This window comes from Symbiopectobacterium sp., assembly GCF_051710365.1.
In the GTDB taxonomy this organism is placed as follows: Bacteria; Pseudomonadota; Gammaproteobacteria; order Enterobacterales; family Enterobacteriaceae; genus Symbiopectobacterium.
The window spans coordinates 1-14,818 of record NZ_JBPETA010000072.1 but is presented as its reverse complement, the minus strand read 5'-3'; the positions used below and the strand labels follow the sequence as shown (position 1 = coordinate 14,818).

Genomic DNA, 14,818 nt, shown 5'->3' with positions numbered 1-14,818 from the left:
GTTCAGTATTGGTGACAGACCACCACAAGTATCCAACCTCAATTCTATTCACAAGACCATCGTTGATGTTCTCGGCGAGCGATACCGTCGAATTTATTCTTAAAGTAGGTGCGGAATGACGGATATAGCAACTGTATCCGGCAATATGAGAGAAAGCGTTTGATGCTGAAATTTCCTTTCCTCGTTTCCCGATGATGACAGCCAGTTCCCCTTCATAGTCAAATTCGTTTGACTGAGCGGGTTTTTCCACATCGCAATTATGCCCAACCTGAGAATCTGGAAAGCGAATAAATAATGTAGGGGCCGAATTCATTTCACCAAACTCGGCACGTTTCTCCGCATAGTTCATTCCGACACAGAAAATTTTCCTCGGATTATTAATCACCGGAAGAAACACCACATCCTCTTCTTGATAATCAGGCTTGGCCTGCAAAAAACGTCGGGCATCAGCAATACCCTCGTCTTCAATCAATGCCCGCAGATCGGGATAACGCGCGCCTAACCTTTTGCCTAAATCGACAATCCCCTTTTCTACCTTTAAACCATAGGTTTCTTTCTGGCCGACCCTAAAACTTGCTAATTTCATTTTATACCTCAACGGTGAAACACAGTGCGCACTGCCTGCCAGCCGGAATATGCGCAGCACGGGCTACGCATATTCCGAGCGCCAATTCGGAATTTATCCACCTTCATTCGGCTACGGTGACAACTCCTCTAGCACTTTACCTTTTGTTTCAATGGCATAACGCATTTTCACTACCGCCCCTATCAGGGCAATCAGCGCAAAAGCGATAAACACGTAGCGAATGGCTTTGTTGAATAATAGGTAATCATGCTGTTTTTCTATGCCAGTTTTGGTAGAAAATGCTTGTCATCTTAGGTGTACAGTTTTCTCATGAGGCCTAACTGCATGATTTTGCGTTGCGAGGATCCGTCGTTTCACTTGGCTGCCAGCATAAAATCTATTTATTCAACAAAGCCGTAGCGAATACCAAAGTTGCCGACAATAAACCCAACCAGGATCGGTCCCACAGCAGAACCGGCGCGCAGCCAGGCGCTGCCCAAACCGGTACCAATCGCACGCAATCGCGTTGGGTAAAGCTCTGAAGAATAGAGGTAAAGCGAGAAAGTTATGGTTTGCAATATGGCATAAGCCGCAGTGGCACATACCACAATTTGCAACGGATTGGTTGCGCCCAGTACCGTCAGGGTAACCAGTGGCACAATCGCCAGCAGGAAAGCAGTGGCATACCAGGCCTTGCGCCCAACCTTATCAATCGACAATGCACAAACGATCGAGGCTAACACCCCAAACGCCGATGTCGTCCAAACCGTAAGCCAGTGCCGTTTGAATCGGTAATCCGAATACACTTTTGTAAAGCGTAGGCAGCCAGGTCACCAGACCGTTGTTAATCATATAGCCACACACCCACAGCGCCCAAATGGTGAAGGTCCGCTTGCGGTAGATGCCGGTAAACAGCTCACGCCACCCTTCACTGGCAACGGTTTTTTTCTCTATAGTACGAATAACCGGTTCAGGTAACGTTCCCCCACGACGCAGCACCTCGTTTTCCAGTTTACTCACCACTTTATCGGCTTCGGCCAAACGGCCTTTCGAGGCTAACCAACGCGGCGATTCAGACATTAGCCAACGCAGGGGAACCGTGATTATCGACGGAATAAGACCGACGATGAACATGGCTTTCCAGCCATAAACAGGGAACAAAAAATATCCCGCAATTCCTGCAAACATCATACCGATGGGGAAAATCACCTCGTACAGCAGGAAGAAGCGCCCACGCTTTTTGGCACCAACAAATTCATTGATATAGGAACTCGCCACGGGCACTTCCGCGCCAATCCCCACCCCTTGCAAAAAGCGGAAAACCATCATCGACAGCCCACTCCAGGCAAACAGACAGGCCGCATCCATGATCACAAACAGGATGATGGTGATCTTCAACACGCCCAATCGTCCGATTTTCTCGGCCAGAGAACCGAAGAAAACGGCACCAAACAGTTGCCCAACATAGCTGGCAGCAATAATCAGGCCGATATCTGCTGCGCTTAGCCCCCATTCCGCGGCGAGCTGTGGCATGGCGAAGGCGATAGCCAGTACGGTGTAAGCATCAAAAAAGGTAGAAAGACCGACCACCACGCGTATGGTCAGCAGTTGACGTGTGATCGGCATTCGTTCAAGACGGGCGACCAATTCGGCATTGGATGTCCCGCTTGCGGCGACAGTACTGGCGTTTGCATTGATCACACCGGCACTCATGTCATGCGTTGACATAGTTTGTTCTCCAAAAAGGATAGTGTGTTAGCCGCGATACGCTTGCACAACGGCTCTGCATGCCATTAGCCAACGCGCGGCAGTTCAGCATCACGATGAAGGGGCGTGAAGGATGTAGGGTTCAGGCCACGTAACTCGATATTCATGTTGATCATGGTAGAGGTTCTCTTTCCTGGATGTTCTAGGGTGCATTTTATTAATATAACGTTATCGGGAACGTTTGCATATTGTTCGCCAAAGCACCAATAAGTGTCAATAAGCCCTCAGAGGCTTTTAACCGGTTATGTGATGAACATCCCTAGTTGGGCAGAAAAGCAGGAAAGCGCGATGCGAAAATAACACGATGAAAGATGGTTAAAATCAACACGTTCAGTGCTAATGGCGCTGGTTGTAACACGAAAAAAACCCGGCCGCGCCTGGCACTCCGGGTTTGTAACGGTAAGGACACGCCTCACGGGCATACGCCGAAAATCAATGGCAACCGCAGCCGCCGTGACCGCCGCAGCCGCCTTTACCGTGTTCGTGATCGTGGTCGTGACCATGACCGCCACAGCAACCTTCACCGTGCTCATGATGGTGATCGTGCTCGCCGTGTACGTGACCGTGTGCGATCTCTTCTTCCGTGGCTTCACGGATAGCGACCACTTCCACATTGAACTTCAGGTTTTGGCCTGCCAGCATGTGATTACCGTCAACCACCACGTGGTCATCTTCCACTTCGGTGATCTCAACCGGTACCTGACCCTGATCGGTGTCAGCCAGGAAACGCATGCCCACTTGCAGCTCATCAACGCCCATAAAGACGTCTTTCGGCACGCGTTGCACCAGGCTTTCGTCATATTCGCCGTAGGCGTCGTTAGAGCCAACAGCAACGTCAAACTTCTCACCCACTTCGCGGCCTTCAAGCGCTTTTTCCAGGCCAGAAATCAGGGAACCGTGACCGTGCAGGTAGTCCAACGGTGCGCTCACCGGAGACTCATCAACCAATACACCATCTTCTGTACGTACCTGGTAGGCCAGGCTGACCACCAGATCTTTTGCAACTTTCATGACATCTCCTACCGTTGGAAATCAAAACTGGCGCAAATTGTAGCTGAAAAAAATCCCCATGTACCGTCTGGGATAAAAAAATGCCCCACCGATCAATCAGGATGAAAAATGCCGATGATATGCTCGCCCTGCCGCTCTGGCGCAGCAGGCGGCGGATCTGACTGCCGCTGTCGATAGCCGCACTTGACACAGGTGACCACATCTACTTGATCTTCCTGCCCTACGGCCAGCGTATCCTGCGCCTGACACTGAGGACACACGGCACCCGCGATAAACCGTTTACGTTGCATCTTGCCTTCCTCGCTGCACGCGACTCATGCTATTCGTACTCATCCCAGTCATCCAGACGACGGCGCTCGTGCTGCATTTCGCGTTGGAAAATGTCTTCCAGCTCCCGCCGCGCTTCCTTGACGCGCGAAACCTGCGCCACATCGGCATCTCCCTGACGTATCGGCATCAATTCACGCAGCATGCGCATATCCAAGCGCCGAAAATGCTGCTGTGCCCGATAAGCCTGATGAGAATGCATCCCCACCGACGTCAACATTTTACGCCCCAGTTCCAGCGCACTCGAAAAGATTTCACGCGCGAAATGTTTGACACCAGACTGCAATAATTCATGGGCTTCAACACGTCCGCGCGCGCGCCAGAATTTCCAGATTGGGAAAATGCTTTTGGCACAGGTGCACAATGGCCATGGTGTCTTCCGGCTCATTACAGGTGATTACAATCGCGCGCGCCTGTTCAGCGCCGGCCGCCCGCAGCAGTTCCAGTTCAGTGGCATCACCGTAATACACTTTGTAACCATAGCTGCGCATCAGGCTGACGGCGCTGATATCACGTTCCAATACCGTGATGCGCATTTTGTTTGCCATCAGCAAGCGCCCGATAACCTGCCCAAAACGCCCAAACCCGACAATAATCACCTGCGGCTCGTCATCTTGCACATAGGGCTTTTCGTCATGCTCCTCCGTGGCGTTATAACGATGCGCCAGAATGCGGTCTATCCCCTGCATCAGCAGCGGCGTGGTCATCATGGAGAGGGTTACCGTGACCAGCAGCAACGGAAGCTGTTCGCCCTGTAGCACCCTGTGTGCCGCTGCCGCAGAAAACAGCACAAACGCAAACTCCCCGCCCTGACTCAGCACCCCGGCAAACTGAAGCCGTTCAGAACGCCGCATCCGATTCACACGTGCCAACACGTACAACACAATGCCCTTCACCGTGACCAGAAGGAATACGCCCAGCAACACTTCGTCGATATGGGTAAACAACACCCCCAGATCGAGTGCCATGCCGACGGAGATAAAAAACAGTCCGAGCAACAATCCCTTAAAAGGCTCGATGGAAATTTCCAGCTCGTGGCGATACTCACTTTCCGCCAGCAACACGCCTGCGATAAAGGTGCCCAACGCCATGGAGAAGCCCAGCGCATCCATAAAGACCGCAGAGCCAAGCACCAGCAGCAGCGCCGCGGCGGTAAACACCCCACGCACGCCGGAGGCGGCGATAAAGCGGAATAGCGGACGTACCAGATAGCGTCCACCGATCAACATACCGATAAAGACCGCGACCTTGATGGCAACGTCTTTCCAGTCGGTCACTTCGCCCTGCACACCGGCCAGCACCGGCACCAACGCCAGAGCGGGGATGACTGCCAAGTCCTGAAACAGCAGCACTGCGAAACCCAACTGGCCGGATTCGCTGCGGTTCATTCCTTTCTCGCGCATCAATTGCAGCGCCATCGCGGTGGAAGACATTGCCAACCCAACGCCACCAATCAGCGCCGATTGCCAGGAAAAGCCGGTCAGGTAGAGTAAGCCGCCAAGAACCGCCGCGCTGAACCCAACCTGCGCGGCACCAATCCCGAAGATGGATCGCCGTAATGTCCATAACTTTTGCGGATTCAGCCCCAACCCGATGATAAACATCAGGAACACCACGCCAAGCTCAGAGAAATGCAGGATAGCGTCAACATCGCGGATAAAGCCCAGCCCCCAAGGACCAATGGCGATACCGGCAATCAAATACCCCAATACCGCACCAATGCCCAATCGGCTGGCGATAGGTACCATCAGTACAGCGACAAACAAAAACAGAATGCCCGCACTCAGCAGGGGGGAACTCTCCATCACTCACCCTCCATTTTGGGTAGCGGGGATGCCAGCCATTCGCTATACGCCTCGGCATAGCTTGCCAGCACATCGGCGGGCAACCTGCGCGCCCAATAGACCATCAGCGGCGGTAGCCAATGCATACGACACATGGCCGCCGTCATTTCAAACGGACGCAGCACCTCTTCCATACTGAAGCGGTTATTACCTTCCAGGTGATAGCTCTCTTCCGGCTCACCCGTGGTGATTACCGAACGTCAATATTTGCCCGCCAGTGCATTACCGCCAATACCATTGGCAAACCCGCGCGACAGCACGCGGTCAAACCACTCCTTTAGCAGCGCCGGGCAACTGTAGGTATAGAGTGGATGCTGAAACACAATCACCTGATGTTCGCGCAGCAGCTGTTGCTCGTAGTGAATATCAACAAAAAAGTCCGGATAGTGAGCGTACAGATCGTGTACGGTAACATGGGCTAACTGGTGCGCCGGTTGTAGCAAAACCCGGTTGGCTATCGAGTCTTGCGATTCCGGATGGGCATACAGCAGCAAAATCTTCGGTGGCTGCGACATCATTCCCCTCCAAAGCGTCGTCATGAGCGCGGTTTTCCGCTACCATGCTGCGCGATAACGATACGACAAACAGGACGTTCTCGGTCCCGAGATAACCGTGATAATTTAACATACTCTGAACATGTGACGCTTTATGATTGTTTTCTCCGCTTTGCAAATTCGGCGCGGCGTGCGTGTCTTGCTTGATAACGCCACCGCCACCATCAATCCAGGCCAGAAGGTTGGATTAGTCGGTAAAAACGGCTGCGGCAAGTCCACGCTACTCTCGTTGCTAAAAGGCGAGATCGGTGCCGATGGCGGCAGCGCCACGTTTCCGAATAACTGGGCACTGGCATGGGTCAATCAGGAAACGCCCGCGCTGGATGTGCCTGCCATTGACTATGTTATTGACGGCGATCGTGAATTTCGCCAGTTAGAAGCTGAACTTCAGAACGCCAACGACATTAACGATGGTAACGCCATCGCCCGTGCACACGGCAAGCTGGATGCGATTCAAGCCTGGAGTATTCCGGCGCGCGCCGCCAGCCTGCTCGATGGCCTTGGCTTTACCCAGGCCCAATTGCAGCAGCCGGTACGTGATTTTTCCGGCGGATGGCGTATGCGCCTTAATCTGGCCCAAGCGCTGATTTGCCGCTCCGATCTGTTGCTGCTCGACGAACCGACCAACCACCTCGATCTGGATGCGGTGATTTGGCTGGAGAAATGGCTGAAAAGCTATCCGGGAACGCTGGTACTGATCTCCCACGATCGCGACTTCCTCGATCCTATCGTCAACAAGATCCTGCACATCGAGCAGGAGACGCTGTTCGAATACACCGGTAACTACTCCTCGTTCGAACGCCAGCGCGCTACGCGTTTAGCGCAGCAGCAGGCGTTGTATGAGCATCAGCAAGAGCGCGTGGCGCACTTGCAACACTATATCGATCGCTTCCGCGCACAGGCCACCAAAGCCAAGCAGGCGCAAAGCCGGATTAAAATGCTGGAGCGCATGGAGCTTATTGCCCCGGCACACGTCGATAACCCGTTCCGTTTCAGTTTCCGTGCGCCAGAGTCGCTGCCGAACCCGTTGCTGCGCATGGAGAAGGTGAGCGCAGGCTACGGTGACAAACTGATTCTGGAATCCATCAAGCTCAATCTGGTGCCGGGTTCACGCATTGGCCTGCTGGGGCACAACGGTGCCGGTAAATCGACGCTGATCAAGTTGCTAGCGGGCGAGCTGGCCCCGTTGCACGGCGAAATCGGGCTGGCGAAGGGCGTCAAGCTCGGCTATTTCGCCCAGCATCAGCTTGAGTTTCTGCGTGCGGATGAATCCCCGCTGCAACATCTGGTCCGTTTGGCAGAGCGGGAAACCGAGCAGCAACTGCGCGATTATCTCGGCGGCTTCGGTTTTCAGGGCGACAAAGTGACGGAAGTGACCGAGCGTTTCTCAGGCGGTGAAAAAGCCCGTTTGGTGCTGGCATTGATCGTGTGGCAGCGCCCTAACCTGCTGTTGCTCGATGAACCGACCAACCATCTCGATCTGGACATGCGTCAGGCACTGACAGAAGCGTTGATCGATTTCGAAGGCGCGCTGGTGGTGGTCTCCCACGATCGACACCTGATCCGATCCACCACGGACGATCTCTATCTGGTACACGATCGCAAAGTGGAGCCGTTTGATGGCGATCTGGAAGATTACCAGCAATGGCTGACGGACGTGCAGCGCCAAAACAGCGCCGCTGAATCCGTCGATAAGCCCGCCTCAACCAACAACGCACAGGCACGCAAAGATCAAAAGCGGCGCGAAGCGGAGCTGCGCACCCAAACCCAACCGTTGCGTAAAAATATTGCTCAGTATGAGCAGCAGATGGAGAAGCTCTCCGATGCGTTGGCAAAAATCGAAGCGCGCTTATCGGACAGCGAACTGTACGACCAAAGTCGCAAAGCCGAACTGACGGAATGCCTGCAACAGCAGGCCAAACTCAAAAGCGAACAGGAAGAGGCAGAGATGGCCTGGCTGGACGCGCAAGAGCAGCTAGAACAGATAATGAATGAAGGGTAGTTGGCCCCAACCGAGAGCGGCAACTCTCGCTTTCTCAGGTAGCACGCCGCTCCCCTCAGTCATTCCCGCTACCTCCGTCATTCCTGCGAAGGCGGGAATCTCCCACAGACAAAACGCGTTTCTGCTGTAAGAGATCCTCGGCCTACGCCGAGGATGACGAGCTGGCTCCGCTAGTGCCAGATCAACAGAACACAGGCCGCTGTTAGCACCCCCATCGAGACGTTAAAAATCACCCATGCTTTGCGGCTACGCAACAAGCGGCCAATTGCCGTGCCGAAGCCCAGCCAAATAACGCCAGAAACCAGGTTAACCAACACAATGCCAAAACTTATCAGCAGCACCGAATGGTTATAGCCGCTGCCCGCCAGACTGAAACTTGCGACCGATCCCAGCGCCATTAGCCAGGCTTTAGGATTCAGAAATTGAAGCAGCCAGCCTTGATACAGTCGCAGCGGCGGCGGCGGCGGTGCACTGGCCTCAAGCCGCTCATAGGCCGCCGTCGCAATTTTCCACGCCAACCATAGCAGGTAAAGACTGCCGAACACTTTAAGTATCAGGTGCAACGAAGGATAGAGCAGGATCATGCCGCCCACACCAAATGCCACCAGCAGTAAAATGCTCTGCATGCCGAGCATGATACCCACCATCAGCCACAGCGATCGCATAAAGCCGAAGTTGGCACCGGAGGTCGTCAGCAGCATGTTATTCGGGCCAGGCGTGATTGCCGCCACCCAGAGAAAAGCCAACATCGATAAAAATAAGCCCTGTTCCACGTTTTGACTGCCCCTTGTCCCCACCGTTGCGGTATGATTTATTGACCTGACTGAACGTTAGCCTGTCTGTTACACAGCAATGCTCGCTGAGCGGCGCAAGCAGGTTAGCGCAGTGTGATGAATATCGCACAATTATTTCCCGAGGTCGTTTCGATTCCCATGTTGTCCTCAACATTTCGCCCGTTACGAGGGGCTGATAACCCGCATGTACAAACGCTGTTGCCGCGCTTGATTCGCCGCCGTGCCCGTTTGCAGCCGGTGTGGCAACAACTCGATCTGCCTGACGGCGATTTTGTCGATCTGGCCTGGAGCGAAGCGCCGCAAGGCGCGCGCCACAAACCCCGCGTAGTGCTGTTTCACGCTCTGGAAGGCAGCTTTCACAGCCCCTATGCGCACGGTTTGTTACAAGCGTGCCGTGAGCAAGGCTGGCTGGCGGTGATTATGCATTTTCGAGGCTGTAGAGGCCGTCCCAACCGTCTGAATCGTATCTACCATTCTGGTGAAACCGATGATGGCAGCTATCTGCTGCGCTGGATGCGGGATACGCTAGGCGAAGCACCGACTGCTGCCATCGGCATTTCTCTGGGCGGCAATATGCTGGCTAAACGGGAAGAAGCCCGGTTGCTCTCCGCTGCGGCGATAGTCTCCGCGCCGTTTCATCTCGACGCCTGTAGCCGCAGGATCGAAAAGGGATTTTCCCTTATTTATCAGCGCCATATGGTCGGACAGTTAAAGCAGAATGCCCAGCGTAAGCTGGCACGCTATCCGGGTTCGTTACCGATTATCCCGGCACAGTTGCAACGTATAAAGGGATTGCGTGAGTTTGATGATGCGATCACCGCCCGTATTCATGGTTTTCAGAATGCTGCCGACTACTACCATCAGTGCAGTGCACTGGCGTTGCTGCCCACCATTCGTACGCCGACGCTGATCATCCATGCGCAGGACGATCCTTTCATGACACCCGAGGTGATCCCGGATATCAGCCACCTGCCCGACACTATCGAATACCAACTGACAGCGCACGGCGGGCACGTCGGGTTTGTCGGCGGTACATTACTGAAACCGGAAATGTGGCTGGAACAACGCATTCCGGCCTGGTTCACGCGCTTTCTATCGGCGGACACCGCAGAGGCAACAGCATGATGATTCCCTGGCAGCAGCTTGATAGCGATACGCTGCAAAATATTATTGAGTCCTTTGTGTTACGTGAAGGCACGGATTACGGCGAGCAGGAACGCTCATTGGAGGAAAAAGTCAGGGATATTCGCCGCCAGCTTGCCTCGGGAGACGTGGTGTTGGTGTGGTCAGAGCTGCATGAAACGCTGAATATCATGCCGCGCACCCAGCTAAACGAAAATACGCCGTAACGTGATAAATCATCGTTTCCTGACGCGCGGGGGGTCGTCTTGCGTCACTGGGTCTGTTATACAGTGAGAGCCATGTTAGTCAAACGCCTAATCCGACGGAGTGCAACCGCATGTCGCAACAACACCCGATCATTGCCGTTACCGGCTCCAGTGGAGCAGGCACCACCACGACCAGCCTCGCGTTCAGGAAGATCTTCCAGCAGTTGCAGATAAAAGCCGCTTCACTGGAAGGCGATAGCTTTCACCGTTATACCCGGCCAAAAATGGACATGGCAATTCGTAAAGCGAAAGATTTAGGCCGCCATATCAGCTATTTCGGCCCAGAGGCCAACGATTTCAGCTTGCTTGAACACGCGTTTATCGAATATGGCCGCAACGGTACCGGAAAAACACGCAAATACCTGCACACCTACGATGAGGCGATTCCCTACAATCAAGTGCCCGGCACCTTTACTCCATGGGAGCCGATGCAGCATCCTACCGATATGCTGTTTTATGAGGGTCTGCACGGCGCGGTGGTCACCGACCAGTACGATGTTGCCCAGCACGTTGACCTACTGGTCGGCGTGGTCCCCATCGTCAATCTGGAATGGATTCAAAAGCTGGTTCGCGATATCAACGAACGCGGTCACTCACGTGAAGCCGTGATGGATTCAGTGGTGCGTTCCATGGAGGATTACATCACCTATATCACACCGCAGTTTTCTCGCACCCATATCAACTTCCAGCGCGTACCGACTATCGATACCTCAAACCCCTTTGCAGCCAAGGCGATCCCTTCGCTGGACGAGAGCTTTGTGGTGATCCATTTCCAGGGCGTCGAGCATATTGACTATCCCTACCTACTGGCCATGCTGCAAGGCTCGTTTATTTCACACATCAATACGTTGGTGGTGCCGGGGGGAAAAATGGGACTCGCCATGGAACTGATCATGGCACCGCTGGTAAAACGGCTGGCAGAAGGGCGTAGCGCGGGCTGAGATAAAACACACAGCCCGCCATAAAACTATGCGACAGCGATGATTTCGTGGCTGTGAGTAACCTTCACCGCCTTTTCTAACATTAGCGCCACTGAACAATACTTCTCCGCCGACAGCGATACTGCCCGTTCAACCACTTTATCCGTCAACCCCACGCCCGTGACGACAAAATGCAGGTTGATATGGGTAAACAGGCGCGGCGCTTCTTCACGACGCGTCGAGGATAATTTGACTTCACATCCGGTAATAGTATTGCGACCCTTTTGCAAAATGGACACCACATCAATGGCGCTACAGCCTCCTGCCGCCATCAACACCATCTCCATCGGACTGGGAGCTTTATCGCCAGCATTGCCATCCATCAGGATCTGATGCCCGGATGACGACTCACCGAGAAAGGTCAGATCTTCGACCCATTTTACGCGCGCTTGCATCCACAACTCCTCAAATTTATTTGAAAATTACTCACTGTTATATATAAAAACCGCCGATAACTAGAGCTTAATCATGCTGAAGCGAGACAACACGAGACAGGCTCGTCAAGCTGTGTTACAAACAGGAATAGAATCCGTTCCTTCAGTTTTATACTGACGGTAAGAACGGGTCGTGACGTCGCCATACAGAGGCCAGTATATTCCCTGACGTCAGTCCGCCAACACGGAATTTTTACTACTAGCACGTTAATACGCCGTACAGGGAACTCTGAACCCTGTAATTTGCGCAGTGAATTACAACAGAGGATAACAGCGAATGGTTCTCGGCAAACCTCAGACAGACCCGACTCTTGAATGGTTCCTTTCTCATTGTCATATTCACAAGTATCCATCGAAGAGCACGCTGATTCACCAAGGTGAAAAGGCAGAAACGCTTTACTACATCGTGAAAGGCTCAGTGGCTGTGCTGATCAAGGATGAAGAAGGCAAGGAAATGATCCTCTCCTACCTCAACCAGGGGGATTTTATTGGGGAACTGGGCCTGTTCGAAGAGGGCCAGGAACGCAGTGCATGGGTGCGGGCAAAAACTGCCTGTGAAGTCGCTGAAATCTCCTATAAAAAATTCCGTCAACTGATCCAAGTCAACCCGGATATTCTGATGCGTCTTTCCTCACAGATGGCGCGTCGCCTCCAGGTGACCTCCCAGAAAGTGGGCAATCTGGCCTTCCTGGATGTTACGGGCCGCATCGCGCAGACACTGTTGAACCTGGCGAAGCAGCCCGATGCCATGACGCACCCGGATGGGATGCAAATCAAGATCACGCGTCAGGAAATTGGTCAGATTGTTGGTTGTTCCCGCGAAACGGTAGGCCGTATTCTGAAAATGCTGGAAGATCAGAATCTGATCTCGGCACACGGCAAAACTATCGTGGTGTACGGCACACGCTGATATCACCAGCGCCGTTTAGGCAAAAGCACGTTGCGCGCTGCGCAGCGTGCTTTTGACGAGCCTACGCTACCCTGCTTTCACCACGGCTTCGACCGCCCGCGCGAACCGCGCCATGCCCTGATCAATATCTTCCAGATCAATCACCAGCGACGGCACAAAACGCACCACGTTAGGCCCCGCGACTAGCACCATAACGCCTTGCTCTGCGGCAGCGGCAAGGAACTTGCCCGCCTGACCGTGCCATTTCGGCTTCAGTTCTGCGCCAATCAGCAGTCCCATACCGCGAATCTGCTCAAAAATACCGTGCTCTTCATTAATCGCCTGAAGAATCGAGACGAAGCGCTCGTGGCGCGCTTGTACACCGGAAAGCACCTGCGGGGTGTTGATGGTGTCCAATGCTGCTTCAGCCACCGCACAAGCCAGCGGGTTACCGCCGTAGGTGGTGCCATGTACGCCGACGGTCATCACAGAGGCGACTTCTTCAGTGGTCAGCATGGCGCTGATGGGGAAACTGCCGCCCAACGCTTTCGCCGTAGTGAGAATATCCGGTGTCACGCCATAGTGCATGTAGGTAAACAGCTTGCCGGAACGCCCCATGCCGCTTTGCACTTCATCAAACACCAGCAGAGCGTGATGCTGATCGCACAGCTCACGCACGCCTTTTAGGAATTCCGGCGTGGCCGGTGTAATGCCCCCCTCGCCCTGAATCGGTTCCAGCACCACGGCGCAGGTGTGGTCATCCATCACCGCTTTTACTGCAGCCAGATCGTTGAATGGCACGTGCACGATATCGGCTGGTTTTGGTCCGAAGCCATCGGCTTATTTCGCCTGACCACCGACCGAGACAGTGAACAAGGTGCGGCCGTGAAACGCATTGTAGAACGCAATAATTTTGGTTTTATACGGTCTGTGGCGCTTAATCGCATAGTGACGAGCCAGCTTGAAAGCCGCTTCGTTGGCTTCCGCACCAGAGTTAACAAAGAACACGCGCTCGGCAAAGGTGGCGTCTATCAGTTTGCTGGCCAGACGCAGCGCTGGCTCATTGGTGAAGATATTGCTGGTGTGCCACAGCGTTTCGCCCTGCTGCTTTAACGCCGCCACCAGCGCCGGGTGGCAATGACCCAATGCCGTTACAGCAATCCCACCGGCAAAGTCGATATACTCACGCCCCTGCTGATCCCATACGCGGCTACCTTTGCCTTTAACCGGCACAAATTGCGCCGGTGCGTATACGGGTAGAATCACTTTGTCATGCGTCGCCCGCGTTACCGCCTTTGAATCTGTTGTCATTTGCTTTCGTCCACACCGCTTAAAGTGAAAATATAATCATCAAATATGCATAAAAAATCAATACGCAAGGTTATAAAATAGCGCGTTATGACAGTCCGTTTTATCGCAACCGATGCTGATAACCTCAGGTATTAAGGAAGTTCTGCAACAATTGATGCCCTTGCTCACTCAGAATGCTCTCAGGGTGAAACTGCACCCCTTCTAACGGCAAGGTACGGTGGCGTATTCCCATGATTTCATCACGCTCACCTTCACGCTCTGTCCAGGCCGTGACGTCAAACTCGGCGGGCAAAGAAGCGGGATCGATCACCAGAGAGTGGTAGCGCGTCACCGTTAATGGCAGCGCCAACCCGCTAAAAACGCCGCTCCCGGTGTGCTGTATTACGAAGGTTTTTCCATGCATCACCTGGTGCGCCCGCACCACGCGCGCACCAAATGCCTGCCCCATCGCCTGATGGCCGAGACACACGCCCAGAATGGGCAGTTTGCCTGCAAAATGGCGAATCGCCGCCAGAGAAATACCCGCGTAATCCGGTGTGCAAGGACCGGGGGAGATCACCAGATGCGTAGGGGCCAGCGCTTCAATGTCCGCCAACGTCAGGGCGTCGTTGCGTTTAACCAACACCTCTGCGCCCAGTTCACAAAAGTACTGGTAGAGGTTGTAGGTGAAGGAGTCGTAGTTGTCGATGAGTAGTAGCATGGGGGAAGTTGACCAATAATAAAGAACCGATTTTCTACTTGTCCCATTCCTTTGCGAAAGAGTCAATGCTGATGAGTAGAATATATGCGGGCCACTTTAGCAGCCCGCAAAGTTACAAGATTATATTAGAGCCGTCATTCCGCACCTACTTTAAGAATAAATTCGACGGTATCGCTCGCCGAGAACATCAACGATGGTCTTGTGAACAGAATTGAGGTTGGATACTTGTGGTGGTCTGTCACCAATACTGAA

11 protein-coding genes and 4 pseudogenes are annotated in these 14,818 nt (G+C 53.5%); 5 read left to right on the top strand and 10 right to left on the bottom strand.

The window, feature by feature from the left end; all coding sequences use genetic code 11:
* The 6 genes and pseudogenes from ACTBDZ_RS08720 to kefG form a co-directional block, all read right to left on the bottom strand.
* Positions 1-586: fumarylacetoacetate hydrolase family protein (locus ACTBDZ_RS08720; protein WP_438815027.1), on the bottom strand; the 586-nt coding region annotated here is incomplete at its 3' end.
* 386 nt (positions 587-972) lie between these two features.
* A pseudogene (locus ACTBDZ_RS08715) lies at positions 973-2,293 on the bottom strand (MFS transporter); the annotation flags it as partial.
* A gap of 471 nt (positions 2,294-2,764) precedes the next feature.
* The gene (gene slyD / locus ACTBDZ_RS08710; RefSeq protein ID WP_438815026.1) at positions 2,765-3,343 is read right to left on the bottom strand and encodes a peptidylprolyl isomerase; all 579 of its coding nucleotides are present in this window, start codon (positions 3,341-3,343) and stop codon (positions 2,765-2,767) included.
* A 92-nt stretch (positions 3,344-3,435) separates the two neighbouring features.
* Positions 3,436-3,633 carry a YheV family putative zinc ribbon protein gene (locus ACTBDZ_RS08705; RefSeq protein WP_438815025.1) on the bottom strand — a complete coding sequence of 66 codons (198 nt, stop codon included), beginning with the start codon at positions 3,631-3,633 and terminating at the stop codon, positions 3,436-3,438.
* A gap of 29 nt (positions 3,634-3,662) precedes the next feature.
* Positions 3,663-5,475, bottom strand: a pseudogene (gene kefB / locus ACTBDZ_RS08700) (glutathione-regulated potassium-efflux system protein KefB).
* Positions 5,475-6,029 (bottom strand): annotated as a pseudogene (kefG, locus tag ACTBDZ_RS08695) (glutathione-regulated potassium-efflux system ancillary protein KefG). The pseudogenes kefB and kefG overlap by 1 nt, the downstream one beginning before the upstream one ends.
* A 133-nt stretch (positions 6,030-6,162) precedes the next feature.
* Here kefG and ACTBDZ_RS08690 point away from each other — a divergent pair.
* Complete coding sequence (locus tag ACTBDZ_RS08690; RefSeq protein ID WP_438815024.1) at positions 6,163-8,070, top strand: ABC transporter ATP-binding protein; 1,908 nt, start codon at positions 6,163-6,165, stop codon at positions 8,068-8,070.
* Positions 8,071-8,240: 170 nt separating this feature from the next.
* Here the strand turns inward: ACTBDZ_RS08690 and ACTBDZ_RS08685 are convergent, their stop codons facing one another.
* Complete coding sequence (locus ACTBDZ_RS08685; RefSeq protein WP_438815023.1) at positions 8,241-8,843, bottom strand: LysE family translocator; 603 nt, start codon at positions 8,841-8,843, stop codon at positions 8,241-8,243.
* Positions 8,844-9,005: 162 nt separating this feature from the next.
* Here ACTBDZ_RS08685 and ACTBDZ_RS08680 point away from each other — a divergent pair, with 162 nt between their 5' ends.
* From ACTBDZ_RS08680 to ACTBDZ_RS08670, 3 genes are all read left to right on the top strand, one after another.
* Positions 9,006-9,989: a hydrolase gene (locus tag ACTBDZ_RS08680; RefSeq protein ID WP_438815028.1), complete on the top strand. Its 984-nt coding sequence runs from the start codon at positions 9,006-9,008 to the stop codon at positions 9,987-9,989.
* On the top strand, positions 9,986-10,213 hold the full coding sequence (locus tag ACTBDZ_RS08675) for a YheU family protein (protein WP_196908059.1): 228 nt from the start codon (positions 9,986-9,988) through the stop codon (positions 10,211-10,213). The genes ACTBDZ_RS08680 and ACTBDZ_RS08675 overlap by 4 nt, the downstream gene beginning before the upstream one ends.
* A 110-nt stretch (positions 10,214-10,323) precedes the next feature.
* Positions 10,324-11,193, top strand: a complete 870-nt coding sequence (locus ACTBDZ_RS08670; RefSeq protein WP_438815022.1) for a phosphoribulokinase — start codon at positions 10,324-10,326, stop codon at positions 11,191-11,193.
* Positions 11,194-11,219: 26 nt separating this feature from the next.
* Here ACTBDZ_RS08670 and ACTBDZ_RS08665 read toward each other — a convergent pair whose 3' ends face one another.
* Positions 11,220-11,627: an OsmC family protein gene (locus ACTBDZ_RS08665; protein WP_438815021.1), complete on the bottom strand. Its 408-nt coding sequence runs from the start codon at positions 11,625-11,627 to the stop codon at positions 11,220-11,222.
* A gap of 316 nt (positions 11,628-11,943) precedes the next feature.
* On the opposite strand from ACTBDZ_RS08665, the gene crp reads away from it, so the two are divergent.
* A complete protein-coding gene (crp, locus tag ACTBDZ_RS08660; protein ID WP_012764006.1) occupies positions 11,944-12,576 on the top strand; it encodes a cAMP-activated global transcriptional regulator CRP in 633 nt (210 codons plus the stop codon).
* A 66-nt stretch (positions 12,577-12,642) separates the two neighbouring features.
* On the opposite strand, the pseudogene argD reads toward crp, so the two are convergent.
* Both argD and ACTBDZ_RS08650 read right to left on the bottom strand, forming a co-directional pair.
* Positions 12,643-13,866: pseudogene (argD, locus tag ACTBDZ_RS08655) on the bottom strand (bifunctional acetylornithine/succinyldiaminopimelate transaminase).
* Positions 13,867-13,990: 124 nt separating this feature from the next.
* On the bottom strand, positions 13,991-14,566 hold the full coding sequence (locus tag ACTBDZ_RS08650; protein ID WP_438815020.1) for an aminodeoxychorismate synthase component II: 576 nt from the start codon (positions 14,564-14,566) through the stop codon (positions 13,991-13,993).
* Between the last annotated feature and the right edge of the window lie 252 nt (positions 14,567-14,818).

What these genes read in the sequence shown, in the direction of transcription:
- slyD (WP_438815026.1), bottom strand. Translation starts at nt 3,343, where the DNA reads ATGAAAGTTGCAAAAGATCTGGTGGTCAGCCTGGCCTACCAGGTACGT.
- ACTBDZ_RS08705 (WP_438815025.1), bottom strand. Translation starts at nt 3,633, where the DNA reads ATGCAACGTAAACGGTTTATCGCGGGTGCCGTGTGTCCTCAGTGTCAG.
- ACTBDZ_RS08690 (WP_438815024.1), top strand. Translation starts at nt 6,163, where the DNA reads ATGATTGTTTTCTCCGCTTTGCAAATTCGGCGCGGCGTGCGTGTCTTG.
- ACTBDZ_RS08675 (WP_196908059.1), top strand. Translation starts at nt 9,986, where the DNA reads ATGATGATTCCCTGGCAGCAGCTTGATAGCGATACGCTGCAAAATATT.
- ACTBDZ_RS08670 (WP_438815022.1), top strand. Translation starts at nt 10,324, where the DNA reads ATGTCGCAACAACACCCGATCATTGCCGTTACCGGCTCCAGTGGAGCA.
- ACTBDZ_RS08665 (WP_438815021.1), bottom strand. Translation starts at nt 11,627, where the DNA reads ATGCAAGCGCGCGTAAAATGGGTCGAAGATCTGACCTTTCTCGGTGAG.
- crp (WP_012764006.1), top strand. Translation starts at nt 11,944, where the DNA reads ATGGTTCTCGGCAAACCTCAGACAGACCCGACTCTTGAATGGTTCCTT.
- ACTBDZ_RS08650 (WP_438815020.1), bottom strand. Translation starts at nt 14,566, where the DNA reads ATGCTACTACTCATCGACAACTACGACTCCTTCACCTACAACCTCTAC.